Below are 25216 nucleotides of genomic sequence, written 5' to 3' on the forward strand. Positions count from 1 at the left end.
GGGCGCTATTGCCCGTAGTAGGCGTGTTTGCCGTGCTTGCGCAGGAAATGTTTGTCCAATAGCTCCGGCTGCATCGGGGCGATGGCCGGCGCCAGCTGGCGCGTCGCCATCGCCATGATCGCCACCTCTTCCAGCACCACCGCATTGTGCACCGCATCCGCCGCGTCCTTGCCCCAGGCGAACGGGCCGTGGGAGTAAACCAATACCCCCGGCACCTGCTGCGGATCGCGCCCCGCCTGCTTGAAGGTCTCGATAATCACCTTGCCGGTTTCCCCCTCGTAATCCCCGGCGATCTCCGCCTCGCTCATCGGCCGGGTGCAGGGAATGTCGCCGTAAAAGTAGTCGGCGTGGGTGGTGCCCAGCGCCGGGATCGGCTGCCCGGCCTGCGCCCAGATGGTGGCGTTGCGGCTGTGGGTGTGCACCACGCCGCCGATATCGGCGAAGGCGCGGTACAGCGCCAGGTGGGTGGCGGTGTCGGATGAAGGCTTGCGGTGCCCTTCGCGCACCTTGCCCTCCAGATCCACCACCACCAGATCCGCCAGCGTCATCGCCTCGTAGGCGATGCCCGAAGGCTTGATCACCACCAGCCCGCTCTGGCGGTCGATCGCCGAGACGTTCCCCCAGGTAAAGGTCACCAGCCCGTATGCCGGCAGGCTGAGGTTAGCGGCCAGCACCTGCCGCTTGAGTTCGTTCAGCATGCGATGCCTCCCTCGATCATCTGTTGTTCGATCCAGGCCTTGGCCTGGGCGATACGTTGCTTATCCTGCCCGTCTTCGCGCGCCCACATCTCCAGCAGGTAGGGGCCGCGATAGCCGAGCGCGTTGAGCACGGAAAAGGCGTGGGCGAAATCCACGCAGCCCTCGCCGAACGGCACGTCGCGGAACTGCCCGGCGCTGCCCGGCCCCACCGCGACGGTGTCTTTGAGGTGTATGACGGTGATGCTGCCGATGCCCAGCGCCAGCTCGGCGGCGACGTCGTTGCCCCAGGCGCTGAGGTTGCCGAGATCGGGATACACCGTGAACCACGGGCTGTTAACGTGGCGGGCGATGTCGCGCCATTTGCTGATGCTGTTGATGAACGGCGTATCCATCACCTCCACCGACAGCATCACCTGCGCCCTGGCGGCCTGCGCCGCCGCCCACTGCATGCCCTCGATAAAGCGCTCGCGGCTGTGGCGATCGGCGGGTTCATAATAGACGTCGTAGCCCGCCAGTTGGATGTTGCGGATGCCGAGATCCGTCGCCAGTTCCAGCGCCTTGCTCATCAGCACCCGCGCCCGTTCGCGGGTGGCGGCGTCGGCGCTGCCGAACGGATCGCGCCGGTGCGCCGACAGGCACAGGCTCGGCACCGTCACCCCGCTGTCGAGCCGCGCCTGGATAAACGCCAGCCGCTGGCGGCGATCCCAGTCCAGCCGCTGCTGGCGCGCCGGCTGTTCGTCGATCGACATCTCCACAAATTCAAAGCCCAGCTCGGCGGCGGTGGCCAGCCGCTGCGGCCAACTCAGATTGGCGGGCAGCGCCTTTTCATACAGCCCCAGACAGGCGGCGTTAGTCGTTTGCATCAGTCACCTCACTCAAAGCCTGAGCGACCGCCAGATAGCGCGCCTGCTGGGCGCGCAGGCGCCGATGGGTGGCGGTCGCGGGATAATAACAGCGCAGTTTGGGCGGCGCGGCGGCGATCGCTTCGGCGAACCCGGCGTACTCCCCGGCGCCGACGGCGGCGCACAAGGCGGCGGCGCGGCAGCCGCTCTGGCGCGTTTCCACCACCTCAAGCGGCAGGTTGCCGGCGTCGGCGTACATCTGCATCCACACCTCGGACTGCGTCGGCCCGCCGGTCATGCGCACCCGCTCGATACGCGGGTTCAGCTGCACCATGCGCTCCTGATGGATCAGGTGCGAGAACACGATGCCCTGGTAGATCGCCTGCACCACGTCCGCCATCTCGTGGTGGGCGCTCAGGCCGATCAGCCCGCCCGGCGTGTTGCCGCCGAGGTTGGAGCCGTACAGATAAGGCAGGAACAGCAGCCCGCTCGGCTGCTCGCGGCGCTCGGCCACCCAGGCGTTGAATTGGGCGTAGCGCTGTCGGTCGTCGGCGCAGAACTGGCGCAGGAACCAGGCCAGGTTGCCGGCCGAGGTCGGGCTGCCTTCGTGCACGAAATAGCGGCCGTCGATGCAGTAGCGCCCCCAGGCGTAGGGGTAATCGGCAGGAATGATGCGCTCGGTCACGCAGGTGGCGATCGACCAGGTGCCCGCCACCGCGCTGAGCGTGCGATCGTCGGCCACGCCGGAGCTGAGCGCCGCGCCCACCACGTCGAACAGGCCGCCGTACACCGCGGTGCCCGTTCGCAGGCCGCACTGCGCCGCCGCCGCGGCCGTCACCCGCCCGGCCAGCTGCGCCGAGCCGATCGTTGGCGCGGTCTTCTCCTGCGCCTCTTCGATGCCGAAGGCCGCCATCAGCGCCGGATCGTAAGCGCCGCTGCGCTGGTTAAACAGGTTGCTGCCGGAGATGTTGGTCACCTCGGCCGCCGCCTCGCCGGTGAGGCGAAAGCGCAGGTAGTCGTGCGCCATCAGGATGCGATCGACGGCGGCGTACTGCGCCGGTTGCCGCTGCTTCAGCCAGCGCAGCAGCAGCGCCGGGTGGCTGGGCCACAGCGGCTGCAGGCTGCGCGGGTAGGTCTGCGCGTCCACGCCGGCGCGGCGCAGCTCAGCCACTGTTGCCGCCGCGCGGTTGTCCGAAGAGAGGATGCCGTTGCCGACCGGTTTGCCGTGGCGGTCGATGGCGTACAGCCCTTTGCCGTGCGCCGAGAAGCTGACGCCGCGCACCTGCCCGGCCGCCAGCCCCGCCGCATGCAGCGTCTGGCGGATCGCCGCGCAAACGTCATCCCACAGCGCGTCCATATTGCGTTCGCTAAAGCCCGGCTGGGCGGCAATCGCCGCGCCGTCGCGCTCGGCGACTGCCAGCTCTTCGCCGCTTGCCCGGTACAGCCCGGCCTTGATCACCGTGCCACCGACGTCTATGCCAAGAAAGACTGACATCGCGCCTCCTATTTGCGCCGCACGGAGCTGAGGTAGATGGCGGCCAGGATGATGCCGCCCTTCACCACGTTCTGGATATACGGCGATACGTTCATCAGATTGAGGCCGTTGTTGAGCACCCCGAGCATCATCGCCCCCACCAGCGTGCCGACGATGGCGCCGCGCCCGCCGGAGATCGCCGCCCCGCCCAGCACCACCGCGGCGATGGCGTCCAGCTCGAAGCCTTCGCCGGCGTTGGGCTGCCCGCTCATCAGGCGCGAGGTCAGCACCAGCCCGGCCAGCGCGGCGGTCAGGCCGCTGATCACGTACACCAGCATCTTGTAGCGCGGCACGCGGATGCCGCTCAGGCGCGCCGCCTCTTCGTTACCGCCCATCGCGTAGACGTAGCGGCCGAACGGCAGCTGGTTGAGCATCAGCCAGGCCAGCAGGTACACGCCGATCATGATCAGGATCGGCACCTGGATGCCCAGCACCGTGCCGCGGCCAAAGAAGGAGAAGACGTCGGGCAGGCCGGAGATCGGGTAGCCGCCGGTATAGAGCAGCGCCAGGCCGCGGGCAATGCCCATCGACGCCAGGGTGACGATGATCGGCGGCATGCGCAGGTAGGCAATGCAGGCGCCGTTGGCCAGGCCGAACAGCGCGCCGAGCGCCAGCGCCGCCACCATCGCCAGCGGGATGGGCACCGCCGCCAGCATCAGCCCGGCGGCGACCGAACCGGCCAGCGCCATTACCGGCCCCACCGAGAGATCGATGCCGCCGGTCAGGATGGCGCAGGTCATGCCCACCGCGATGATGGCGTTGATCGACACCTGGCGCGCCACGTTGGTCAGGTTGTTGACGCTGAGGAAGCTGTCGTTCAGCAGGCTCATTAGCACGAACAGGACAACGAAGCCGATAAACGGCAAGACCGCCGGGTGATGCAGCAGTTTTTCCCAGCGCTTGCCGAGGCTGGGGCCGGCGGCGCGGCGCGCCACGGCGGGTTGTTCAATTCCGATCATAAGGCACTCCCGGTCGCGTGAAGCATGATGTGGTTGGATTCGATGTCGTCGCCGGTCAGTTCGGCAACGATGTGGCCGCCGCGAAACACCAGCACGCGGTCGCACACGCCGATGATCTCCGGCAGTTCGGAAGAAATCATGATGATGGAGATGCCCTGCTGGGTCAGTTGCTGCATCAGCTGGTAGATCTCGGCCTTGGCGCCCACGTCGATGCCGCGCGTCGGCTCATCGAAGATCAGGATGTTGCAGTCGTTGTTGAGCCAGCGGGCGATCACCACCTTCTGCTGGTTACCGCCGCTCAGGGTGCTGACGGCGGTCTCGGCATCCGGGGTTTTCACGCCCACGGCGCGGATCAGCCGCTGCACCACGTCGCGATCTTTGCGGGCGCTGACGAAGATCTTGCCGCGCCGGTGGTGCCGGTTGAGGGTGATGTTCTGCGCCACCGAGAACGGCAGCACCAGGCCCTCGGTTTTGCGGCTCTCCGGCAGCAGGCCGATGCCCTGCGCCAGCGCCTGCGCCGGGGAGCGCAGCGCCGCCGGTTGGCCGCCGAGGCTGACGCGTTTGCGGTGGCAGCGGCTGGCGCCGATCAGCGCCGAGACGGTCTCGGTGCGCCCGGAGCCCACCAGCCCGGCGAAGCCGAGGATCTCGCCCTTGTGCAGGTGGAAGCGGTCGGTCGCGCCGTGCTTCTCGCGCTGGATCTCCGCCTCCAGCAGCACCGTCGCGGTATCGACCGGGTGCTGTTTCACCGGGAAGGCGTTCTCGATTTTGCGCCCGACCATCAGCCGCACCAGCTCTTCCACGTTGGTGTCGCCGGTGGCCAGCGTTTCGATGTAGGCGCCGTCGCGCAGCACGGTGATGCGATCGCAGATGGTGAAGATTTCGTCCAGGTGGTGCGAGATAAACACCATGCCGACGCCCAGCAGCCGCAGATCGTTCATTACGCTGAACAGGTGTTCGGCCTCGCCCGGCGTCAGCGTGGCGGTCGGTTCATCCAGCACCAGCACCCGCGCCTCCAGCGACAGCGCCTTGGCGATCTCAACGAACTGCTGCTGCGCCACGCTCAGCTGCTCCACCGGGCAATCGAGATCGATAGCCACCGTCAGCCGCTTGAAGATCGCCTCGGCCTTGCGCCGCATCGCCCGGCGATCCAGCAGGCCCCAGCGGTTCCTGATCTCCCGGTTGAGGAAGATGTTGTCGATGGCGCTCATGTACGGAATCAACGAGAATTCCTGAAAAATAATGCCGACCCCGGCCTCGATCGCCTGGCGATAGTTGTTAAAGCGGCGCTGCTCGCCGTCGATAAAAATATCGCCCTCGTCCGGCTGATAGATGCCGCACATGATTTTTACCAGCGTCGATTTGCCGGCGCCGTTTTCGCCCAGCAGGGCGTGCACTTCGCCGCGTTGAATGGCCAGATCGATGCCGTCCAGCGCCTTCACGCCGGGAAAGCTTTTCTTGATTCGCTTCAGTTCCAGTAAAGGTGTCACCGCATTGCCCTCCGCGCCGAACACCCCGCCGCAGCGGGGCGAACCCGGCCGCTGTTACCAGCTAAAGCCGGCCGCATTGCTGCGGTCGATCAGCTTCACTTTGACCGGCACGGTTTTCGGCACCGTGGCGCCCCAGTAGCGGGCCAGCGCAATGCCGAGCGCGATGCGCAGCTGGTCGCGCGGGAACTGCGCTGAGGTAGCGATAAACGGCGAGTTCGGCTTGAGGATCTCTTTGATGGCTTCCGGCTGGCCGTCGACGCTCACCAGTTTGACCTTGGCGCCGTTGCTTTCGATCGCCGCCAGGGCGCCGAGCGCGCCGACGTCGTTGACGCTGAAGATGCCCGCCAGATCCGGCGCCGACTGCAGCATGTTTTCGGTCACCGTCAGCGCGGTGTCGCGCTCCTGCTTGCCGTTTTGCTTGGTGACGATCTTGATGTCGGGGTATTTCTTCATCGCCGCTTCAAAGCCGCGCACGCGCTCCAGGATCGGCACCACCGGGATGCCGTCGAGGATCGCTACCTTGCCTTTGCCGCCCAGCGCTTTCGCCAGGTACTCGCCCGCCTGGAAGCCGGCGTCGTAGTTTTCCGATCCGACGAACGCGTCCAGCGGCCCTTCCGCCTGCGCGTCGATCGCCACCACCACCGCGCCGGCCTTATGGGCGGAGATCACCGCCGACTGCACCCCCACCGAATCGGTCGGGTTGATCAGCAGGATATCCACCTTCTTCTGCAGCATGTCCTCCACGTCGCCGATCTGTTTGGCGACGTCATGGCGCGCATCGGCCACGTACACCTTGGCGCCGATATCCGCCGCCGCCTGATCCAGCGCCTGCTTCATGGTGACGAAGTAGTCGTTGTTCATTTCCTGGAACGACATACCGATCGTGATTTGTTTGGCCAGCGCCACCTGGCTGGCCGCCAACATTCCACCGGCGACGATAAAAGGCAGGGTCTTTTTGAATAATGAAAACATAGCCAATTCTCCTGTAGGGAAGCTTCTTGTTGTGGTTATCAGAGCAACAGCATGTCTTTACGTTTGGCCGACCGGCCGGCCCTTCCGTTGCGGAACGGGCCGGCGGTCGTGACTGCAACAGCGGTACGGCGGGAGGGTCAGGGAACCAGGATTACCTTGATGGAGTCGGTCGAGTCCGCCAGGGCGAAGGCTTCGTCCCAGTCGTTCAATGAATAGCTGTGGGTGACCACGCCGTTGGAAGTCACCAGCCCGCGTTCGAACAGATCGATGGCGATTTCGTAGCTGTAGGGCGCCAGGTGCGCGCCGCGAATGTCCAGCTCCTTGCGATCGCCGATGATGGACCAGTCGACGGTGGTTTCCTTGCCGAACACGCTGAACTCCACGAAGCGGCCCAGCTTGCGGATCATCTGCAGCCCCTGGGTGACGCCGATCGGCGCGCCGGTGGCCTCAATGTAGACGTCGCAGCCGTAGCCGCCGGTCAGCGATTTGACGATCTGGTCAGCGTCTTCCTTCAGCGGGTTGATCACCACGTCGGCGCCGAATTCCTTCGCCAGCGCCAGCCGCTCGTCGATGGCGTCGATCACGATCAGTTTCTTTGGCGTCTTCAGGCGCGCCACCTGCACCATGCAGAGCCCGAGCGGCCCGGCGCCGGCCAGCACCACCACGTCGTCCAGCTGGATGTCGCCGCGCGCCACGGTGTGGATGGCGCAGGCCATCGGTTCGATCAGTACCGCGTCTTCATGGCTCAGGCTTTCCGGGATCTTGTGGACGATGGCGTTCTCGGAAAAGCGCATGTACTCCGCCATGCCGCCCTCCGCCACGTCTTTCTGGAAACCGTAAATGTTATGCGTCTCACACATCCAGTAGCTGCCGGATTTGCAGTAGCGGCACTCCCAGCACGGCACGATCTGCTCGGCGATCACCCGCTCGCCGAGCCGGTATTTGCCTTCCGCGCCCTCGCCCAGCGCGGCGATGCGGCCGTAGAACTCGTGGCCCGGCACCACCGGCGGTTTAACCCACGGGTTCTCCCCCCAAAACATCTGCGCGCCGTTCTTGCATTTGCAGTCGCCGGCGCAAATGCCGCAGCCTTCCACCTTGATCACCAGCTCGCGCGCCTTCGGCAGCGGCGTAGGCACCTGTTCGAAACGATAATCCTGCGGGCCATGGCAAACGACCGCGCGCATTTTTTCCGGCAACTGGCTCATCTCTTCCTCCAATACATTCGTTAAACGCTTGAATTTTATTAATGTTGACGTTGTCATTTTTATTCAACAAAAAATGAGTAACGACACAACATGTTAAATTTCAATGAATTAATCATCACACATCCCGAAAACTCAAAATGACAACGTGAACATTGATCGACATATAACCAAAGCTGCAAAAAGAATTGTTTGAGCAAAATCACAGTTCGTTAACATTGCGGCTAAAAATGCTACAAATGCGGATCGCGATCCCATTTACAGGATCGATGCGGATCGGGAGATGATCGAAACGGCGGGAAGAGAATGATTGGCAGGAATGCGGGCCAGGCATCGCGCCCGGCCCGATAAAGCGGGTTACTTCACTTCGCCCATCGCTTTCAGCTTTTTGGACAGCTCGCGGCGCTCTTTGGACAGATCGGCATTTTTGATGATGTAGTCATCAACGCGATCTTCGTAGTCGCTGCGCATGTTGGCGATGATGCCCTGAATGTCTTCAATGCTCATGCCGGGCTTGATGTACTCACTCAGGTTGTCGAGCAGCAGCACGCGCTTCTGGTTATCACGAATTTTCTTTTCGTTGTCGACGATCTCGCGTTGCAGTTTGTTTTTGCGGCGGAACATACGCACAAACTCCAGCACGTCCTGGAAACTCGGCTTATTTGCATTATCCATCTTTATACCCTTGCTTTAGTAATACACAGATTCATTTGCTTACGGCCACATGGCACCAAGATACAGGTTTGTGGCGGTCCGGCACAACAGTGATTGGCTTATCTTACCCACTTTGCCCCGGCGGCCAAAACCCAAAGCGCCGCCTTCATGATCTGACCCCTTATTCGCGCCCGGCGGCGGTGCAAACCTGGAGCAAATCCCCCAGCTCTTCCAGCTGCTGCGCCAGCTCCATGCTGAGCCAAACGTAGCCGTAAATCGGCGCTTCGCCGTGTTGGCCGACGCTGACTTCCTGCATCAGCGTTTTCAGCTCGCCGGCGATTTCCGCCAGCTGCCCCGCCGCCGCCTGGCGCTGCGCCTGCGGCCCTTCGCGCATCAGCACCGCCAGCGACTCCAGCGAGCTCAGCGTCAGCAGCTGGGTGCTGCGCAGCGTGCGGGCATTCAGCATGATGAAGTGCGTTTCGCGCGAGGCCCAGTAAGCATCGGCCATCAGCTCCAGCGTGCACACCAGATTGCGGCTGAGGGTTTGCACCGCTTCGAACACCGCTTTGGGGATGCGGGTTTCCTTGCTGGCGGGCACGATCAGGCTGCGCAGCTTCACCACCTGATTCAACAGATCCTTGAGCTGCGGCTCCAGCCGCGGCCGCTCGATAACGTTCGGCGAAAAATACGCGCCGTAGAGGCGGGCGGCGGTTTGCAGGCAGTCCGCCATTTGCATGCGCCACAGAATGTAGGCGCGCTGCGGGTAGATGCTGGTGAACAGCAACGCCAACAGCGAGCCGAAGATCACGTCGCCGCTGCGCCACAGCGCGGTGTGCATGTCGCCGGCGCCCGCGCCGCACACTACCGCCAGCGTGATCCCCACCAGCAGCGCCATATACGGCCGTTTGCCGAGCGTCAGGTAACCGCAGACGAACATCACCACGCCGCACCAGACCAGCATCAGCGGCAGCGAATAGAGCTCCAGATACAGGGCGATCAGGCCGGAGGCGGCGCCGAACACCGTGCCGGCAATGCGTTGCAGCGCGCGCTGCAGCACGTTGCCCCAAAACGAGATCGGCCCCATCACCACCACCAGGGTGATCAGCGGCCAGGTGCCTTCGGGCACCGCCAGCAGGCGGATCAGCAGAAAGGTCAGGATAAACGCCAGCCCGATGCGCACGCCGTGTACGATGCGGTAGTGGCGATAGGTCAGCAGTTCAAGGGAAGAGATTTTTCGATCGAGGCGCACAGTGCCTCCGATAAAGACCAGCCAGGCCGCTATTTTAGCGGAGGAAGCCCGGCGAGGAAAAGGCGAATGAGGCGTCCCCCATTCACCTTCAGGCTCAGGCGACGTACTTGTCGACCAGCGCGCGCAGAACGGCGGCGGTTTCAACATCCATCACGCCGTCATACTTCTGCTGACGGAAGTGCAGCTGGAACGCGCGCACCAGCTGGCGATAGCCTTCTGCGGTGTTCGCCGCCGAGGTGTCGTAGCCATATTGGGCGAACAGTTTCAGCAGATCGGCCTGCGCCGGCAGACCCTGGCTGCAGTATTCCTGCTGGCGCTGCTGCTTGGTCGCTTCGTCATACCAGGCGCCGACGCCGGCCTGATACAGCTGCTGCCACGGGAACTGCGGGCCCGGATCGCTCTTGCGGCCCGGCGCGATGTCCGAGTGCGCCACCACGTTCACCGGCGAGATGTCCGGATAACGCTGCAGGATGTTCTGCGCCAGCTGGGTGACGGCCTCGATCTGCTGCGGATTGAACGGCGGGAAGGTGATGTTTCCACCGTCGCCGCTCGCCAGGTTGACGATCTCGATGCCGATCGAGGTGTCGTTGATATTGCTGCGGGTGCCCCATTGGCTGCTGCCGGCATGCCAGGCGCGCTCATTCTCGTCCACCAGGTTGAAGATGCGCACGCCGCTGAAGCCGGCCGCCTGATAGGTCGCCTCGGTCGGATCCGGCACCAGATAGTGCGCACTGACCGATTTTCCGGTCAACGACTTCACCGAGTCGGCGAAGTTTTGCGCCGTGTAGTGCAGCACCAGAAAGCGCACGCGGTGGCCGAAGCTGGCGACCGATCGGTAGCTATTGTAATCAATCTTGTACATCGTAAAGTCCCTCTCTCGTTTGATTTCACTGAGCGGCCCCTCATCATGACAGACCGCCCCGCACGGGTGAACCCTTGGCTCACCCTTTTTGTTTTAGCTAATTGCTAAATCATGCGCAAGTCTTTTTTAGCAAAATCGTTATTTACCTTTTTGCTAAAGAGTGCGATCATTGCACGATGGAAACTAAAGAAATCAGGCGCAACAATCTGCGCGAATTGATGGCCCGCTACGCCCGGCAAGGCGTCAACCAGAATGAATTCGCCACGCTGGTTGAGTCTTCCGCGCCGACGCTGAGCCAAATCATCGGGGAGAAATCCTCCCGCAATCTTGGCGACAATCTGGCCAGGCGGATCGAGGCCAAGCTGAATTTGCCCAAGGGCTGGTTCGACGTGTTTCATGAAAAGCAGCTGGTGCGCCCGTTTGACAACGTGGCGGCGGAGTCGGACTTCCAACCCGCCCGCTTGAAACCGGTGGTATGGGAAGATACCGAACAAGACAAGGAAGAGTTTGTGGAGATCCCGCTGCTGGATATCGATTTTTCCGCCGGCGACGGCTGCTACGAAATCGTCGATCGCGAGGAGTTTTCGCTGATCTTTCGCCGTTACTATCTGCACAAGATGGGGGTGGCGGTCAACGCCGCGCGCATTATCCGCATCTCCGGCTCCAGCATGGAACCGCGCCTGCAGGACGGCGATGTGGTCGGCATCAACACCGACGACACGCGCATCCGCGAGGGCAAGACCTACGCCATCCGCCACGGCAATTTGCTGCGGGTGAAGGTGCTTATCGAGCAGCCGGACGGCGGCGTCATCATCCGCTCCCTCAACCGGGAAGAGTACCAGGACGAGCATCTCAGCTATCAGCAGCGCAAAGAGCAACTGGTGGTGCTCGGCCGCGTCTTCTGGTCATCTTCGTCCTGGTAACGGACCACAGCGTCGGGCGCCCAGGGCGCCCGGCGGTTATTTGAAGTCCACCACCATCTGCTGCTGAATGGACAGCCCGCGGGTCGACTGCACGCAGCCGGCGATGTAGTCGGTGAAGCGCGGCGGTTTCGGCATGCCCAGCTTGAGGATTTTCTCGTTGCTGAAACGCACGTTGAGCATGGCGAACGATCCATACAGGCGCATCGCTTTGAGCATCAGCCGCTCGTTGCACGGGCCGAAAATGTCTTTCAACTGACGGCGCATTTTCACCAGCGCGTCATACGTCACCTGCGCATACTCATCGCCCACCGGCGCCTTTTCCAGCGCCGCCGCCATGGCGCGGTCGATTTCGGCAAAGCTGACGCTGCTCTCCTCACCGGCGGAGATATGATAAACGTCGTTCTCGAGCGTTTCGCTGTTCATCAACATCACCAACGCATCCGCACAGTAGTCCGCCGGGATCACATCGATATTGTCCTGCAGCGAACACATGAACTTGCGCAGCATCAGCGCCATGCCGAACACCCAGAAAATGCTGCTGGAAGGCTGGCAGCCCAGGCGAGTGTGGCCAACGACGATCGACGGACGGGCGATGGTCAGCGGCATGTGCGGGCAGCGCTGGCGCATCAGCTGTTCGATGGTGGATTTGGAACGCGTATATTCCACCAGGTGCTCGGCGTCTTCCTCAAACTCGCCGCTCTCCGACACCAGTGAACCCGGCTCCGGCGAACAGGACATGGCGGTACCGACGTGCAGGAAGCGTTTTAATCCCGGCACCTGCGCCATTCTTTCGGCAAAGGCCAGTGTGCCTTCTACGTTTACCTTCCAAATGAGCGGGTTATTACCGAAAGAAGCAACGGCCGCGCAGTTAATAACGTGCGTGACTTTGTTAATGCGTGCGTCAGTTAAAAAGTTGGCCGGCTCGGAAAGGTCGCCCAACAATATATTTTCTATCGTAATTTTAGACAGCAGATTCGCGTCGATATTAAACTTTTCCATATTCGCGCGAATACGGGCCAGCCCTTGCTGCGCATCGTCGGCGCGCACCAGTAAAAGAAAATTAATAGACTGATTTTCAATCAATAATTTTTCAAGAACCGCACCACCGAGAAAGCCGGTAGCGCCGGTCAACAGCAGCGTTTTCATAATTGTCACCCACATTGGCATTGAATGTGGAAGATTGTATCTGCGGATAATTAAACAATTATTAAATAGAATTACGGCGCCCTTAAACACTTTTCTTAATATTATCTTAAGGAATCTTTTGAAACATCCATCATGGGTTTAGTAACAAAAGAGTCGGGACAAGATTACGATTAATCCCTACTGTTTAAATACCATTGATGTAACCCCTGATTTAATTTAATGGTCAATGTTATTTCTCTTAGCGTCCGTGGAGGACTTATGACCTATAACCAAAAAATCTGGTTGGGGGTTTTGCTGCTATGCACCCTGTTTTGGGTGGCGGTGATCGGCGGCGCCTGTTCGCTGTATCAACGCGTGGATCGCTTCCAGGCACATCACGCAGAGAGCGAGTTCGCCGCCCGCCACAGCCAGGCGCCTTGCGCGCAACCCGGCGCTCAGGCGTCGACTGCCCCCCGGAATGGGTAGGGACAATATCCGCTAACGATCCTATTATGCCCTAAGGTTGACAGGGAGATAACGATGGCTCGAAAGCTGGATAGCTTACCGCAGGCGCAACGCGAGAAAATAGAAACCGATTTGCTGGCCATCAGCGTGATCTACAACGAACGCTACGGCATCGCCTCCACTCAGGCGGAAACAGAACAACAGGTTCCCGACCACCTGCTCCCCTACTTTCATCAACGGCTGAATTATTATCGCCGTGCGTAATTGCGCGCATTTCGCTAACCGCCGCTTGGCATCGCTCCCCACGCCGTTACAATAGAGGCATATTGTATCCGCCACTGAAGAGACGCGATTTTGAGCAGCAAGGCAACGGCCACATTTTATATTCACGATTACGAGACCTTCGGCAAGAGCCCGTCGCTGGACCGCCCGGCGCAGTTCGCCGGCGTGCGCGCCGATATGGATTTCAACATTATCGAAGAGCCGCTGGTCATCTACTGCGCCCCGGCCGACGATTACCTGCCGGAACCGGAGGCGGTGATGATCACCGGCATCACGCCGCAGGTGGCGCGCGCCAAAGGCGTTAACGAAGCCGAGTTCACCCGCCAAATCCATCAGGCCTTCAGCGTGGCCGGCACCTGCATTCTCGGTTACAACAACATCCGCTTCGATGACGAAGTGAGCCGCAATATCTTCTATCGCAACTTCTACGATCCCTACGCCTACAGCTGGCAAAACGGCAACTCGCGCTGGGATCTGCTGGATGTGATGCGCGCCTGCTACGCTCTGCGCCCGGACGGCATCGTTTGGCCGGAAAACGAAGACGGTTTCCCCAGCTTCCGCCTGGAACACCTGACGCGCGCCAACGGCGTCGAGCACACGCAGGCTCACGATGCGATGTCGGACGTTTACGCCACCATCGCCATGGCCAAGCTGGTCAAGCAGGCGCAGCCGCGGCTGTTCGATTTCCTGTTGCAGCACCGTAATAAACACAAGCTGAACGCCCTGATCGACGTCGCCGACATGACGCCGCTGGTGCACGTCTCCGGCATGTTCGGCGCGGCGCGCGGCAATACCAGCTGGGTATCGCCGCTGGCCTGGCACCCGGACAACAAGAACGCGGTGATCATGTGCGATCTGGCCGGCGACATGACGCCGCTGTTGACGCTGAGCGCCGAGCAGCTGCGTGAGCGGCTGTACACCCGCCGCGACGATCTGGCGCCGGATCAGGCGCCGGTGCCGATCAAGCTGGTGCACATCAACAAATGCCCGGTGCTGGCGCCGGCCAAAACCCTGCTGCCGGAGAACGCCGAGCGGCTGGGCATCGATCGTCAGGCGTGCCTGCAAAATCTGCAGCTGCTGAAACAGCATCCGGAAGTGCGCGAGAAAGTGGTCGCGCTGTTCGCCGAAGCCGAGCCGTTCAAAGGTTCCGAGGACGTCGACGCCCGCTTGTACGACGGTTTCTTCAGCGACGCCGACAAGGCGGCGATGAGGATTATCCAGCAGACCAAGCCGCAGAACCTGCCGGCGCTGGATCTGGCCTTCAGCGACGGCCGCATGAAAGAGCTGCTGTTCCGCTTCCGCGCGCGCAACTACCCGAATACGCTGGACGACGCCGAGCAGCGCCGCTGGCTGCAACATCGTCAGGAAGCCTTGAGCGCGGAGCGCGTGCAGAGCTATCTGCTGCAGCTCGAATCGCTGTATAACCTGCACGAAGGCGACAAAGAGAAAACCGCCCTGCTGAAAGCGCTGTTCGATTACGGCAAAGAGTTGGTGGGATAAAATCCGCCGCAGCAGAAAAGGAAAAGGCCGCGAAAGCGGCCTTTTTTGTGGCTGAGGAGACGGCTCGCGTTTAGGCGGCGTCTTCGCTCGCTTGCGGCACCGGCAGACGGAAGCTGCGGGTGACGAAGGCCAGGTAGATCAGGCCGATGGCAGCCCAAACCAGGCCCAGCGTCATCGAGCTGGCTTCCAGGTTGATCCACAGCGCGCCGACGGTCAGTGCGCCCATCACCGGCAGGATCAGGTAGTTGAACGTGTCCTTCACGGTGCGGTTCATCTTGTCGCGAATATAGAACTGCGAGATCACCGACAGGTTAACGAAGGTGAAGGCCACCAGCGCACCGAAGTTGATCAGCGCGGTCGCGGTCACCAGGTCAAACGACACCGCGGACAACGCGATGGCGCCTACCAGCAGCACGTTCAGCGCCGGGGTACGCCACTTCGGATGCACATAGCCGAAGAAGCGAGTCGGGAACACGCCGTCGCGGCCCATCACGTACATCAGACGCGAAACGCCCGCGTGCGCCGCCATGCCCGACGCCAATACCGTCACGCAGGAGAACACCAGGATCACCGACTGGAAGAATTTGCCCGCCACGTACAGCATGATTTCAGGCTGCGACGCGTCCGGATCCTTGAAGCGCGAAATGTCCGGGAAGTACAGCTGCACGAAGTAAGACACCACGATAAAGATGATGCCGCCGATCAGCGCCGTCAGGAAGATGGCTTTCGGGATCACTTTTTCCGCGTCTTTGGTCTCTTCGGACAGCGAGCTGATGCCGTCGAAGCCCAGGAACGAGAAGCACAGGATGGTCGCGCCGGTAATCATCGGCACCACGTGAGCGTTATCGGACCAGAACGGGCGGCTGCTGACCAGCGTACCGGCGCCTTCGCCGTGGTAAATGCCGTTGATCACCAGGCCGAGGAACACGATCATGATCGCCACCTGCACCACCACGATGATGGAGTTCAGGTTAGCCACCAGCTTGATGCCGCGCAGGTTGAAAATCGTCATCAAGCCGACCAGCACCGCCACGAAGATCCAGGACGGTACGCCCGGGAAGATCGCTTCCAGGTAAATCTTGGCCAGCAAAATGTTGATCATCGGCATGAACAGGTAGTCCAGCAGCGATGACCAGCCCACCATAAAGCCGACGTGCGGGCTGATGGCTTTCTGGGCGTAGGTGTAGGCGGAACCGGCGGAAGGGAACTTCTTCACCAGCTTGCCGTAGCTCAGGGCGGTAAACAGGATCGCCAGCAGAGCGAAGGCGTACGCGGTCGCGACGTGACCATCGGTCAGGCCGGATACGATGCCGAAGGTATCGAAGATGGTCATTGGCTGCAGATAAGCCAAGCCCATCATCACTACCGGAACTAAAGTCAGGGTTTTACGCAGCTGAGTGCGCTGAGCCGGAGCGGCGTTAAGGGTGTTATCGGACATTGTTCAGCCCCCCCTTACCTTGAGCCTTGCGGATGGCGGACACGCCAAGACTTAAGGTTGCGGGGAAACTTCGCAACGAGCGACTTAATTCTAAAAGAAGGGGGTTGTAAGCTGGATAACGGGTCGAGGTAACCTCGGCTGCTCCATAGTCGCTGCGGCCACAGCGGAAACCGGCGGGCACCGGCGCTAAAGTGAAAAATTGCCCCATCTTTCTAATCCTCATGAGTCACGACCATAAAGTTTTGTTTGATCGTGCACGAAACTATTTATCTATCCGGATCGGTGTCCGGCCTCGCTTGGTGGATGAAACGCTACGTTGGTAAAACATAATGCAAAAAAAATAACCGACGCTTTCAAAACGTCGGCTATCTGCATTTGAGATATTTTGCACCAGAATGCCTCCGAATGACAAGATCCGGAAACCCTCAAATACAAATTCTTTTTGTCGATCGCACGGAAAACCAGCCCGGCAGGCGAATTAATCCGCTGCCGGCAGGCCAGTCGCCCGCACATACCTCTTACTTTATACGCCTATTCAGGCATTTTTCAACATCCAGTCGATCTCGGTTTCCGTCACTCGCCGTTCAAACTGCAGCAGTTCGTCGGTCTTGCAGGCGTGATAAACGCGGGTGAAACGCTCGCCGAGATAGTGCGTCAGCGCGTGCTGATGTTCAAACTCGTACAGCGCGTCGCTCTGGCGGATCGGCAGCGGCAGCCCCTCTTGCTCCAGCCCGTTGCCGGTCACCGGCTCAGGCAGCGGCAGTAGGTTGTCCAGCCCGTACAGCATGCCGGCCAGGATCGCCGCCATCACCAGATACGGATTGGCATCGGCGCCGGCCACGCGATACTCCACCCGATGGTTCTCCGGTTCGCCGCAGGGAATGCGCAGCGCCACGGTGCGGTTATTGTGGCCCCAGGCGGCCTGGATCGGCACATACATCCCCGGCTGGAAACGCCGGTAGGCGTTGACGTTCGGCGCCAGCAGCGCCATCGACGCCGGCATCAGGGTGATCATCCCGGCCAGCGCCTGTTTCAAGAGCGGCGAATCCTCGCCTTCGCCGTCGGCGAACAGGTTGTTGCCCGCGCCATCCTGCATGCTGACGTGCACGTGCATGCCGCTGCCGGCGTAATCCTCATAGGGCTTGGCCATAAAGGTGGCGTGCATGCCGTGGTTCTCGGCCACCAGCCGCACCAGCCGCTTCAACGCCAGCGCGTGGTCGCAGGCCTGCAAGATATCGTCGGTATGGCGCAGGTTGACCTCGAACTGCCCCGGCGAGGCCTCCGCCACCGCGCCGTCCGCCGGCAGCCCCTGCAGCTTCGCCAGCGCGTCGATATCGTTCAACACCTCGGCGAAATGGTTCAGGTTATCAACGGAGTACACCTGGCTTTGGGTGTTGCGCTCCTGCGTGCCGGGCGCACACGGCGGTTGCAAATCGCCTTCCGCGTCGCGCAGCCTATCGATGAGATAAAACTCCAGCTCTACCGCTGCCACCGGGAACAAGCCGCGCTGTCGCAGCGCCTGCCACACGCGGTTCAGCACATTGCGGGGTTCAACGTCAAAGGGAGTGCCATCTTCATCCAGCATGGTGAGCAGCACCTGGCCGATGTGCTGCGGATCGGCCGCCGACGGCGTCAGCGAACCGGGCACCGGCAGGCATACGCGATCCGGTTCGCCGAGTTCCTGCCCAAGGCCCGCCTCCTCCACCACGTTGCCGAGGATGTCCATAGCGAACACCGACGCGGGGAAGTAGCTGCCTTTTTCCAGTTTTTTCAACCCTGAGACGGGTATGCGTTTGCCGCGGAAGGAACCATTGAGATCGGTGAGAAGGATATCGATATACTGCGTGGCGGGATGGCGTTCCAAATAATGAGCGACCTCATTTTGGAACGCGCTACTTCGCCTCTCTTCATGATGCTGTGCAAAATGTTCAACTGCTGCGCTATTGGTTTGCATACGTCACCCGCCATTATGCTCTTAAGGCGCATTGGCGCCCGTCCGCCGTTCGATTCAACACATGATTGGATTTCTCGCCAGGTCGCGCCGCTGCGGGCGCTCAAAATAACATCCACAACATGAAACATAGTCTTAACAGAATGGGTTTGCAAATGTTACAATCCTGTTTGATTATTCGCCACCGGCTGCTAAATTGATAAAATATTGACCGAAAAGGCCTTGATGCCATTTTCACGTCAACTATTTTGTCCGCCGCGCCGACGGTGAGCATGGGCAATATATTTTCCAAACCTACCCTAACTACCGATATCATGCAGCATCGTTATCGACCAGGCAGGCGCCCGATACCGATCGTCATTTCTGCCTGTCGCCCTTACCAGAAGGAAGTACCGCTATGAGCGAAGCCAGCTTGGCACCGGGCAAACGCCTGTCGCAGATCCGCCAGCAATTGGGTTTGTCGCAGCGCCGGGTCGCCGAACTGTCCGGGTTAACCCACAGTGCGATCAGCACCATCGAACAGGACAAAGTCAGCCCGGCCATCAGCACGCTGCAAAAGTTGCTTAAGGTGTATGGCCTGTCGCTGTCGGAATTCTTTGCCGAACCGGAGGCCGTCGACGAGCCGCGCGTGGTGATCGACGCCGAGGATCTGATTGAGATCGGCAGCCAGGGGGTGTCGATGAAGCTGGTGCACAACGGCAGCCCGACGCGCAACCTGGCGATGATGCTGGAAACCTACCAGCCCGGCACCACCACCGGCGAAAAGATCAAACATCAGGGCGAAGAGATAGGCACCCTGCTGGAGGGCGAGATCGTGCTGACCATCAACGGCCAGAGTTACTGCCTGACCGCCGGTCAGAGCTACGCCATCAACACCGGCATTCCGCACAGCTTCAGCAATACCTCGGCGCGCATCTGCCGCATCGTCAGCGCACACACCCCCACCACCTTCTGACCGTTTATCGCTCCGGCGCAGCCTGACGCGGGTTGCGCCCCTGCCCGCCCACGCTTTTCATCGCCGTTATGCCATTTTGTTGGTTGCCAACGGCGCAATCTGTGTTACAACAGAGCAAAACAGCCATCTAAACATCTAAACGGCCTCACTACGCAATGTCAACCGCAACGCCTTCGCGCCTCGAGATGCGCAATATCTCGATCGCCTTCGCCGGCTTCAACGCGCTGCAGGACGTGGACTTCACGCTGCACGGCGGCTCAATCCACGCGCTGGTCGGCGCCAACGGCGCGGGCAAATCGACGCTAATGGCGATCCTCTCCGGCGCCCACGATCACTACCGCGGCGAGATCCTGATCGACGGCCGGGCAGTGGAAATTCATTCCCCGCTGCAGGCGCGCCGCCACGGCATCCACGTGGTGCAGCAAGAAGTCGATGTCGCGCTGATCCCCACGCTGTCGGTGGCGGAAAACATCATGCTGGACTGGCTGAACGAACCGGGCCACTGGCTGAACTGGGCGGAGCTGCACCGCCGCGCCGCACAGCTGCTGCAGCAATGGGCGCTGCCGCTCAATCCGCGCAGACGTCTGGCGGACTGCACGCTGGCGGAAAAACAGCAGGTGCTGCTGGCGCGCGCGCTGTCGCACCGCTGCCGTTTTCTGGTGCTCGATGAACCGACCGCGCCGCTCGATCGCGCCGAGAGCGAGCGCCTGTTCAACGTGGTGCGCCGCCTGCAATCCGAAGGCATCGGCATCGTGTTCATTTCTCACCGCATCCACGAACTGAGCGACATTTGCGATCGGCTGACGGTGCTGCGCGACGGCCGCCGCGTCAGCGAAGACGCCATGCGCGGCCTCGGCGGCGAACAGATCGTCGAGAAAATGCTCGGCCACCGGCTGGACGACATTTTCCCGCCGCCGCGCCCGCCGCACGCGGAGCGTACGCTGCTGCAGGTGGAGGGCTTGCGCGATCGCCATAAGCTGCGCGACGTTTCGCTGCGGCTGCATGAAGGCGAGATCCTCGGCATCGCCGGTCTGGCCGGGGCCGGGAAAAGCGAGCTGTGCAAGGCATTGTTCGGCGCCGGCGCCGCGCAGCTGGAACGCGGCGAACTGCGCGGGCAGCCCTGGGCGCCGCGTGCGCCGCATCTGTCGGTCGAACAGGGGCTGGCGCTGGTGCCGGAAGAACGCCGCAAAGAAGGCATTTTTATCGATGAGGCGATCCCGATGAACCTGAGCGTCAGCGCCGATGACAGCTTCTCGCGCTGGAGCCTGTTCAGCCGGCGAGAAGAGCTGCGCTGGGCGCGCGAGATCATGCAGCGTCTGAACATTCGCGCCTCCGGCCCGCAACAGCGGCTGGCGCGGCTGTCCGGCGGCAATCAGCAAAAAGTGGCGATCGGCAAGTGGCTGCGCGGCGACGCCGACGTGCTGATCTTCGATGAGCCGACCAAGGGCGTGGACATCAAGGCCAAACAGGAACTGTTCAGCCTGATCGACGGCCTGGCCCGCGCCGGCAAAGGCGTGATTTACGCCTCCGGCGAGTTCGCCGAGCTGGTTGGCCTGTGCGATCGCATCTGCGTGCTGTGGGATGGCCGCATCGTGGCGGAGCTGAACGCCGCCGATACCGACGAAGAAACCTTATTGCTCTATTCCACCGGAGGAACCCCTGCGTGAGTAAAGAATTTGCCTTGCGGCCTGCGCTGCCCTGGCGCCAACAGCTGTTTGATTTCCTCTACAAGTGGGGCATGCTGCTGACCGTCGCGGCGCTGGTCGCCCTGTTTGGCCTGGCGTCGGACAACTTTCTCGATGCCAACAACATCATCAATATCCTGCGTTCGATCGCCATCGTGACGGTGATCGCCATCGGCGTCTCTATCTCGCTGTCGGTCGGCGGTTTCGATCTGTCGGTCGGCTCGACCGCCTCGCTGGCCAACGCGCTGGTGATTTCACTGTTCGTCTGGCACGGGTTCGGCACCGCTGGCGCCATCGTGGTGACGCTGTTGCTGTGCACGCTGGTCGGCCTGTTCAACGCCCTGCTGATCGTGGTGCTCAAAATCCCCGATATGCTGGCGACGCTGGCCAGCCTGTTCGTGATCCAGGGCGTGGCGATGACCTACAGCTACGGCGGCTCCATCACCCAAAACATGGTGCTGCCGAATGGCGACATGGCCGAAGGCCTGATCCCGGAAATGTTTTCCGCCCTCGGCCAGGTGCCGGTGATCGTGCTGATCATGCTGGCGGTCACCGTGGCGGTGCAGCTGTTCCTGTCGTTGACCAAGCACGGCCGCCGCATGTACGCCATCGGCGGCAACCCCGAGGCGGCGCGCCTGTCGGGCATTCGCACCGTGCGTTACAGGGTTGCCGCTTACGTCATTTCTTCCTGGCTGGCGGCGCTTGGCGGCATCCTGCTGGCGTCACGTATCGGCTCTTCGCAGGTCAACGCCGGCGGCGGCTATCTGATGGATGCGGTGGCGGCGGCCTACATCGGCTTCTCGCTGGCCGGCTCCGGCAAACCCAATGCGCTCGGCACCCTGATCGGCGCGGTGATCCTCGGCGTGCTGCAAAACGGCCTGGTGATGCTGTCGGTGCCCTACTACGCCATGGACATTATCAAAGGCCTGGTGCTGGCGCTGGCGCTGGCCATCACTTACATCCAGAAACGCTGATCCTGCCCGGCGCACATCCGCTGCGCCGGTTTTCCCTTTAATTCATCCGGTTACTCTTTCCCGCCAGAATAACAAGCATACAAATGATATGAATTATCATTAGCGTTTACATTAAGTAAAAAATCCTTACAATACCCTCACGCAACGCTGACGAAGCACCGGATTTCTCAGCGAACGATGAATAATTTCATCAGAAATTCAATTGGTTAATTACTTTCACTTCAATCCAGGAAAGGTTTACCTCATGGAAACGCCACGTTACAGCAAGCTCGCCGCCATGGTCATCGCCTCGCTCAGCGCCACCGCCGCGCTGGCCGCGCCGCAGACTGACGCCCAGGACACCATGGTCGTCACCGCCTCCGGCTTTCAGCAAAAAATTCAGGACTCCGCCGCTTCCATCTCAGTGATCCCGCGCCAGCAAATTGAAGATAAAGCCTATCGCGATGTGACCGATGCGCTGAAAGACGTGCCGGGCGTGGTCGTCACCGGCGGCGCCAGCAGCAGCGACATCAGCATCCGCGGCATGTCCTCCAAGTACACGCTGATTCTGGTGGACGGCAAGCGCGTCGATACCCGCGGCACCCGGCCGAACAGCGATAACGCCGGCATCGAACAGGGCTGGCTGCCGCCGATGGAAGCCATCGAGCGCATCGAAGTGGTACGCGGGCCGATGTCTTCGCTGTACGGTTCCGACGCCATGGGCGGCGTGATCAACGTCATCACCCGCAAGACCTCCCGCACCGAGTGGAAAGGCTCGCTGCACGGCGACGCCACCCTCCAGGAAAACCGCGATTCCGGCGATCTGTTCCAGACCAACGCCTACGCGTCCGGTCCGCTGATTGAAGGCCTGCTCGGCGTGCGGGTCAACGGCCTGCTGTCGCGCCGCGCGGAAGATAAAATCGTCAACGGTTACAACGAACAGCGCATGCGCAGCGGCACCGCGGTGTTCACCCTGACCCCGGACGAGAAAAACGAATTCGACTTTGAAATCGGCCGCTCGCTGCAGGATCGCAACAGCACGCCGGGCAAATCGGTGGCGGCGGAGCGCTGCAGCAGAGGCAAGTGCAAACCGTCCTCACGCAGCGAAGATCTCTACACCCGCACCAACTACTCGCTGACCCACAACGGTTATTACGACTTCGGCAACTCCACCAGCTACGTTCAGCGCGAAGAGACCAACAACCCGGGCCGCAAGATGAAGATGTACAACACCATCTTCAACACCCAGAACCAGTTCGAGCTGGGTGCCCACATGCTGAACCTCGGCGGCCAATACCGCTATGAGAAACTGGGCGACAGCGGCAACCAGCTGAGCTCGGCGCAAGACGTCAACCAGCTGACGCGCTGGAGCTGGGCGTTGTTCGCCGAGGACGAATGGGCGCTGACCAACGACTTCAGCCTGACCAGCGGCATCCGTATGGATCGCGATCAGAACTTCGGCAGCCACTGGTCGCCGCGCATGTACGGCGTGTGGCACCTGACCGAACAGTGGACAATGAAAGGCGGCGTCTCCGCCGGCTACCGTTCGCCGGATCTGCGCCAATCCTCCGCCAGCTGGGGCCAGTCGACGGGCGGCGGCGTGCGTAAAGGCATCATCGTCGGCAACCCGGATCTGCAGCCGGAGAAGAGCCTGAGCGAAGAGATCGGCCTGATGTGGGATAGCCTGAAAGGCGTCAACGCCGGGGTGACGGTCTTCAACACCGACTTCAAGAACAAGATCACCGAAGTGCGCCGCTGCGAAGACACGCCGGATTGCACCATCGGCGGTACGCCCTATGACTTTATCAGCGATCGCGTCAACGTCGACAAAGCCAATATGCGCGGCGTAGAGGCCACCTTCGGCTGGCAGATCAATAAAGACTGGAAGTGGAACGCCAACTACACCTACACCGCTTCCGAGCAGAAAAGCGGCGAGTTCCAGGGCAAGGCGCTGAACCAAATGCCTAAGCACATGATCAACACCGTGCTGGATTGGCAGGCTACGCAAGACCTCAGCCTGTGGTCGCGCGTTAACTTCCGCAGCCGCACCTCAGACTACCTGAGCCGCACGTCGATGGAGACCAGCACCCCATCCTATACCTTCGTCGATGCGGGCCTGAGCTACCAGGCGGCGAAAAACCTGCAGCTGACCGGCGGGGTCTACAACATTCTCGACAAGACCGTGGATTACGATCACTACCGCACCACGCTGGACGGCCGCCGTTACACCGTCGGCATGACCTACAACTTCTGATGCCCCCGGGCGCGCGCTGCGCGCCCTTTTCATTCCATCACCGAGAGGAAGCCCCATGAGATTACGCCGCTCCCCCCTGATGATCGCCCTGCTGGCCGCGATGGCACTGGCGGGTTGCCACAGCAAAACCGACGCGCCGGCGGCCTCGGCCACCGTCAACGTCCAGCACCTGAACGGCAGCACCGAGGTGCAGAAGCACCCGCAGCGCATCGTGGTACTGGATTACGCTTCGCTGGAAACGCTGCAGCTGCTGGGCGTCGAGCCGCTGGCGCTGCCCGGCAATCGCAAGAACTTGCCGGATAGCCTGAAGCGCTATCAGAACGACAAATACCTCAATGCCGGCACCCTGTTCGAGCCGGATATGGCCGTGCTGCGCGCCGCCAAACCGGATCTGATCCTGATCGCCGGCCGGGCGTCCAAAGCCTATGACGAGCTGAACGCGCTGGCGCCGACGTTGAACATGTCCGTCGATCAGCAGGATCAGTTGGGCAGCCTGAAACAGCGCACCCGCCAGTTGGGCGAGCTGTTCGATAAACCGCAACAGGCGCAGGCGGCGATCGATAAGCTGGATGCGCAGATCGCGGCGGTCAAACCGCAGGCCGCCCAGGCCGGACGCGGGCTGGTGGTGCTGTTCTCCGGCGGCAAGATCAGCGCTTACGCCCCCAAGAGCCGTTTCAGCTTCGTCTATGACGCCCTAGGCTTCTCGTCCGCGCTGCAGTCCGATGAAAAAGACGTGCGCGGCAATAAGCTGACGCCTGAGCAGGTCGCCAAACTGAACCCGGACTGGCTGTTCGTCATCGACAGAGATGCCGCGACCGGTCGGCCGAACGCGGTGGCGCCGCAGAAAATCCTCACCGGCACCGCACTGAAGAAAACCACGGCGGTGAAAAAAGGCCAGGTGGTTTACCTGCCGGCGGCCGAGGTGTATCTGTCCGGCGGCATCGTCACCGCCCAGCACGTCGTCGAACGCGTGAGCGAAGCACTGAACCGCGCTGCGCGATAAAAAAATCCCGGCGATGCCGTAATGCGTGTCAGTTAGCGTTTTTTTGAAGTACTCGTGACGCTTTCGGTCGATAAATGAGAGGTGCATCATGAGACTCCCGCACCTCGACCGAGCCAGGGGCCGAAGGCGCGGCCCCTGGCAACCCGCGCCTTTGCCCTATCAGACGGTTGGCTTTGCCAACTTCCCTCCCTCCGCCATACCGCATTGAGGCCGGTTGCGACAG

At 61.4% G+C, this 25216-nt stretch carries 22 protein-coding genes; 9 read left to right on the forward strand and 13 right to left on the reverse strand.

Features of this window, described 5'->3' with window-relative positions; translation table 11 throughout:
- Positions 1-5: 5 nt before the first annotated feature.
- The 10 genes from araD to H7A77_RS21795 all read right to left on the reverse strand — a co-directional run bounded on the left by araD (position 6) and on the right by H7A77_RS21795 (position 10459).
- Positions 6-698 (reverse strand): L-ribulose-5-phosphate 4-epimerase, encoded by a 693-nt coding sequence (gene araD / locus H7A77_RS21750; protein WP_042785035.1) that lies wholly within the window; start codon positions 696-698, stop codon positions 6-8.
- The gene (locus H7A77_RS21755) at positions 692-1561 is read right to left on the reverse strand and encodes an L-ribulose-5-phosphate 3-epimerase (RefSeq protein WP_182074635.1); all 870 of its coding nucleotides are present in this window, start codon (positions 1559-1561) and stop codon (positions 692-694) included. Before H7A77_RS21755 ends, araD begins: the two co-directional genes overlap by 7 nt.
- The gene (locus H7A77_RS21760) at positions 1548-3035 is read right to left on the reverse strand and encodes an FGGY-family carbohydrate kinase (protein ID WP_182074636.1); all 1488 of its coding nucleotides are present in this window, start codon (positions 3033-3035) and stop codon (positions 1548-1550) included. Before H7A77_RS21760 ends, H7A77_RS21755 begins: the two co-directional genes overlap by 14 nt.
- A gap of 8 nt (positions 3036-3043) precedes the next feature.
- Positions 3044-4033, reverse strand: a complete 990-nt coding sequence (locus H7A77_RS21765; protein WP_033643777.1) for an ABC transporter permease — start codon at positions 4031-4033, stop codon at positions 3044-3046.
- Complete coding sequence (locus H7A77_RS21770) at positions 4030-5520, reverse strand: sugar ABC transporter ATP-binding protein (protein ID WP_033655112.1); 1491 nt, start codon at positions 5518-5520, stop codon at positions 4030-4032. The genes H7A77_RS21765 and H7A77_RS21770 overlap by 4 nt, the downstream gene beginning before the upstream one ends.
- A 54-nt stretch (positions 5521-5574) precedes the next feature.
- On the reverse strand, positions 5575-6492 hold the full coding sequence (locus H7A77_RS21775) for an ABC transporter substrate-binding protein (protein ID WP_060660459.1): 918 nt from the start codon (positions 6490-6492) through the stop codon (positions 5575-5577).
- A 137-nt stretch (positions 6493-6629) separates the two neighbouring features.
- Positions 6630-7697 (reverse strand): alcohol dehydrogenase catalytic domain-containing protein, encoded by a 1068-nt coding sequence (locus H7A77_RS21780; protein WP_033643780.1) that lies wholly within the window; start codon positions 7695-7697, stop codon positions 6630-6632.
- 354 nt (positions 7698-8051) lie between these two features.
- Complete coding sequence (tmaR, locus tag H7A77_RS21785; protein WP_004935612.1) at positions 8052-8369, reverse strand: PTS system regulator TmaR; 318 nt, start codon at positions 8367-8369, stop codon at positions 8052-8054.
- Between the two features lie 160 nt (positions 8370-8529).
- A complete protein-coding gene (locus H7A77_RS21790) occupies positions 8530-9597 on the reverse strand; it encodes an FUSC family protein (RefSeq protein ID WP_033643781.1) in 1068 nt (355 codons plus the stop codon).
- Positions 9598-9691: 94 nt separating this feature from the next.
- The gene (locus tag H7A77_RS21795; protein WP_033651900.1) at positions 9692-10459 is read right to left on the reverse strand and encodes an N-acetylmuramoyl-L-alanine amidase; all 768 of its coding nucleotides are present in this window, start codon (positions 10457-10459) and stop codon (positions 9692-9694) included.
- A 176-nt stretch (positions 10460-10635) separates the two neighbouring features.
- Here H7A77_RS21795 and H7A77_RS21800 point away from each other — a divergent pair, with 176 nt between their 5' ends.
- Positions 10636-11382: a helix-turn-helix transcriptional regulator gene (locus tag H7A77_RS21800; protein WP_033643785.1), complete on the forward strand. Its 747-nt coding sequence runs from the start codon at positions 10636-10638 to the stop codon at positions 11380-11382.
- A 36-nt stretch (positions 11383-11418) separates the two neighbouring features.
- Here H7A77_RS21800 and H7A77_RS21805 read toward each other — a convergent pair whose 3' ends face one another.
- Complete coding sequence (locus tag H7A77_RS21805) at positions 11419-12528, reverse strand: SDR family oxidoreductase (RefSeq protein ID WP_182074637.1); 1110 nt, start codon at positions 12526-12528, stop codon at positions 11419-11421.
- Between the two features lie 258 nt (positions 12529-12786).
- Here H7A77_RS21805 and H7A77_RS21810 point away from each other — a divergent pair, with 258 nt between their 5' ends.
- The 3 genes from H7A77_RS21810 (at position 12787) to sbcB (ending at position 14754) form a co-directional block, all read left to right on the forward strand.
- Positions 12787-12993, forward strand: a complete 207-nt coding sequence (locus tag H7A77_RS21810) for a hypothetical protein (protein ID WP_046896373.1) — start codon at positions 12787-12789, stop codon at positions 12991-12993.
- A 54-nt stretch (positions 12994-13047) separates the two neighbouring features.
- A complete protein-coding gene (locus tag H7A77_RS21815; RefSeq protein WP_033643787.1) occupies positions 13048-13236 on the forward strand; it encodes a DNA polymerase III subunit theta in 189 nt (62 codons plus the stop codon).
- Between the two features lie 90 nt (positions 13237-13326).
- Positions 13327-14754, forward strand: a complete 1428-nt coding sequence (gene sbcB, locus H7A77_RS21820; RefSeq protein ID WP_182074638.1) for an exodeoxyribonuclease I — start codon at positions 13327-13329, stop codon at positions 14752-14754.
- Between the two features lie 70 nt (positions 14755-14824).
- On the opposite strand, the gene H7A77_RS21825 is transcribed toward sbcB, so the two are convergent.
- Together H7A77_RS21825 and H7A77_RS21830 are read right to left on the reverse strand one after the other, a co-directional pair.
- Positions 14825-16192: an APC family permease gene (locus H7A77_RS21825; RefSeq protein ID WP_099784150.1), complete on the reverse strand. Its 1368-nt coding sequence runs from the start codon at positions 16190-16192 to the stop codon at positions 14825-14827.
- A 535-nt stretch (positions 16193-16727) separates the two neighbouring features.
- Entirely contained in the window at positions 16728-18146 is a 1419-nt protein-coding gene (locus tag H7A77_RS21830; protein ID WP_182074639.1) for a glutamine synthetase family protein, read from the reverse strand.
- Between the two features lie 394 nt (positions 18147-18540).
- Here H7A77_RS21830 and puuR point away from each other — a divergent pair, with 394 nt between their 5' ends.
- The 5 genes from puuR to H7A77_RS21855 all read left to right on the forward strand — a co-directional run bounded on the left by puuR (position 18541) and on the right by H7A77_RS21855 (position 24993).
- Positions 18541-19098 (forward strand): HTH-type transcriptional regulator PuuR, encoded by a 558-nt coding sequence (puuR, locus tag H7A77_RS21835; RefSeq protein WP_016927000.1) that lies wholly within the window; start codon positions 18541-18543, stop codon positions 19096-19098.
- Positions 19099-19253: 155 nt separating this feature from the next.
- The gene (locus tag H7A77_RS21840) at positions 19254-20765 is read left to right on the forward strand and encodes a sugar ABC transporter ATP-binding protein (protein WP_182074640.1); all 1512 of its coding nucleotides are present in this window, start codon (positions 19254-19256) and stop codon (positions 20763-20765) included.
- Positions 20762-21757 carry an ABC transporter permease gene (locus H7A77_RS21845; RefSeq protein WP_182074641.1) on the forward strand — a complete coding sequence of 332 codons (996 nt, stop codon included), beginning with the start codon at positions 20762-20764 and terminating at the stop codon, positions 21755-21757. The genes H7A77_RS21840 and H7A77_RS21845 overlap by 4 nt, the downstream gene beginning before the upstream one ends.
- Before the next feature lie 244 nt (positions 21758-22001).
- On the forward strand, positions 22002-23990 hold the full coding sequence (locus tag H7A77_RS21850) for a ligand-gated channel protein (RefSeq protein WP_182074642.1): 1989 nt from the start codon (positions 22002-22004) through the stop codon (positions 23988-23990).
- A 55-nt stretch (positions 23991-24045) separates the two neighbouring features.
- Positions 24046-24993, forward strand: a complete 948-nt coding sequence (locus H7A77_RS21855; protein ID WP_147838303.1) for a siderophore ABC transporter substrate-binding protein — start codon at positions 24046-24048, stop codon at positions 24991-24993.
- Positions 24994-25216: the final 223 nt, after the last annotated feature.

The sequence above is a fragment of the Serratia sp. ME47 genome, assembly GCF_903970925.1.
Taxonomy (GTDB): domain Bacteria; phylum Pseudomonadota; class Gammaproteobacteria; order Enterobacterales; family Enterobacteriaceae; genus Serratia; species Serratia ureilytica.

Coding starts and splice junctions, on each gene's coding strand:
- araD (WP_042785035.1), bottom strand. CDS start 698: ATGCTGAACGAACTCAAGCGGCAGGTGCTGGCCGCTAACCTCAGCCTG.
- H7A77_RS21755 (WP_182074635.1), bottom strand. CDS start 1,561: ATGCAAACGACTAACGCCGCCTGTCTGGGGCTGTATGAAAAGGCGCTG.
- H7A77_RS21760 (WP_182074636.1), bottom strand. CDS start 3,035: ATGTCAGTCTTTCTTGGCATAGACGTCGGTGGCACGGTGATCAAGGCC.
- H7A77_RS21765 (WP_033643777.1), bottom strand. CDS start 4,033: ATGATCGGAATTGAACAACCCGCCGTGGCGCGCCGCGCCGCCGGCCCC.
- H7A77_RS21775 (WP_060660459.1), bottom strand. CDS start 6,492: ATGTTTTCATTATTCAAAAAGACCCTGCCTTTTATCGTCGCCGGTGGA.
- H7A77_RS21780 (WP_033643780.1), bottom strand. CDS start 7,697: ATGAGCCAGTTGCCGGAAAAAATGCGCGCGGTCGTTTGCCATGGCCCG.
- tmaR (WP_004935612.1), bottom strand. CDS start 8,369: ATGGATAATGCAAATAAGCCGAGTTTCCAGGACGTGCTGGAGTTTGTG.
- H7A77_RS21795 (WP_033651900.1), bottom strand. CDS start 10,459: ATGTACAAGATTGATTACAATAGCTACCGATCGGTCGCCAGCTTCGGC.
- H7A77_RS21800 (WP_033643785.1), top strand. CDS start 10,636: ATGGAAACTAAAGAAATCAGGCGCAACAATCTGCGCGAATTGATGGCC.
- H7A77_RS21805 (WP_182074637.1), bottom strand. CDS start 12,528: ATGAAAACGCTGCTGTTGACCGGCGCTACCGGCTTTCTCGGTGGTGCG.
- H7A77_RS21810 (WP_046896373.1), top strand. CDS start 12,787: ATGACCTATAACCAAAAAATCTGGTTGGGGGTTTTGCTGCTATGCACC.
- H7A77_RS21815 (WP_033643787.1), top strand. CDS start 13,048: ATGGCTCGAAAGCTGGATAGCTTACCGCAGGCGCAACGCGAGAAAATA.
- H7A77_RS21825 (WP_099784150.1), bottom strand. CDS start 16,192: ATGTCCGATAACACCCTTAACGCCGCTCCGGCTCAGCGCACTCAGCTG.
- H7A77_RS21830 (WP_182074639.1), bottom strand. CDS start 18,146: ATGCAAACCAATAGCGCAGCAGTTGAACATTTTGCACAGCATCATGAA.
- puuR (WP_016927000.1), top strand. CDS start 18,541: ATGAGCGAAGCCAGCTTGGCACCGGGCAAACGCCTGTCGCAGATCCGC.
- H7A77_RS21840 (WP_182074640.1), top strand. CDS start 19,254: ATGTCAACCGCAACGCCTTCGCGCCTCGAGATGCGCAATATCTCGATC.
- H7A77_RS21850 (WP_182074642.1), top strand. CDS start 22,002: ATGGAAACGCCACGTTACAGCAAGCTCGCCGCCATGGTCATCGCCTCG.
- H7A77_RS21855 (WP_147838303.1), top strand. CDS start 24,046: ATGAGATTACGCCGCTCCCCCCTGATGATCGCCCTGCTGGCCGCGATG.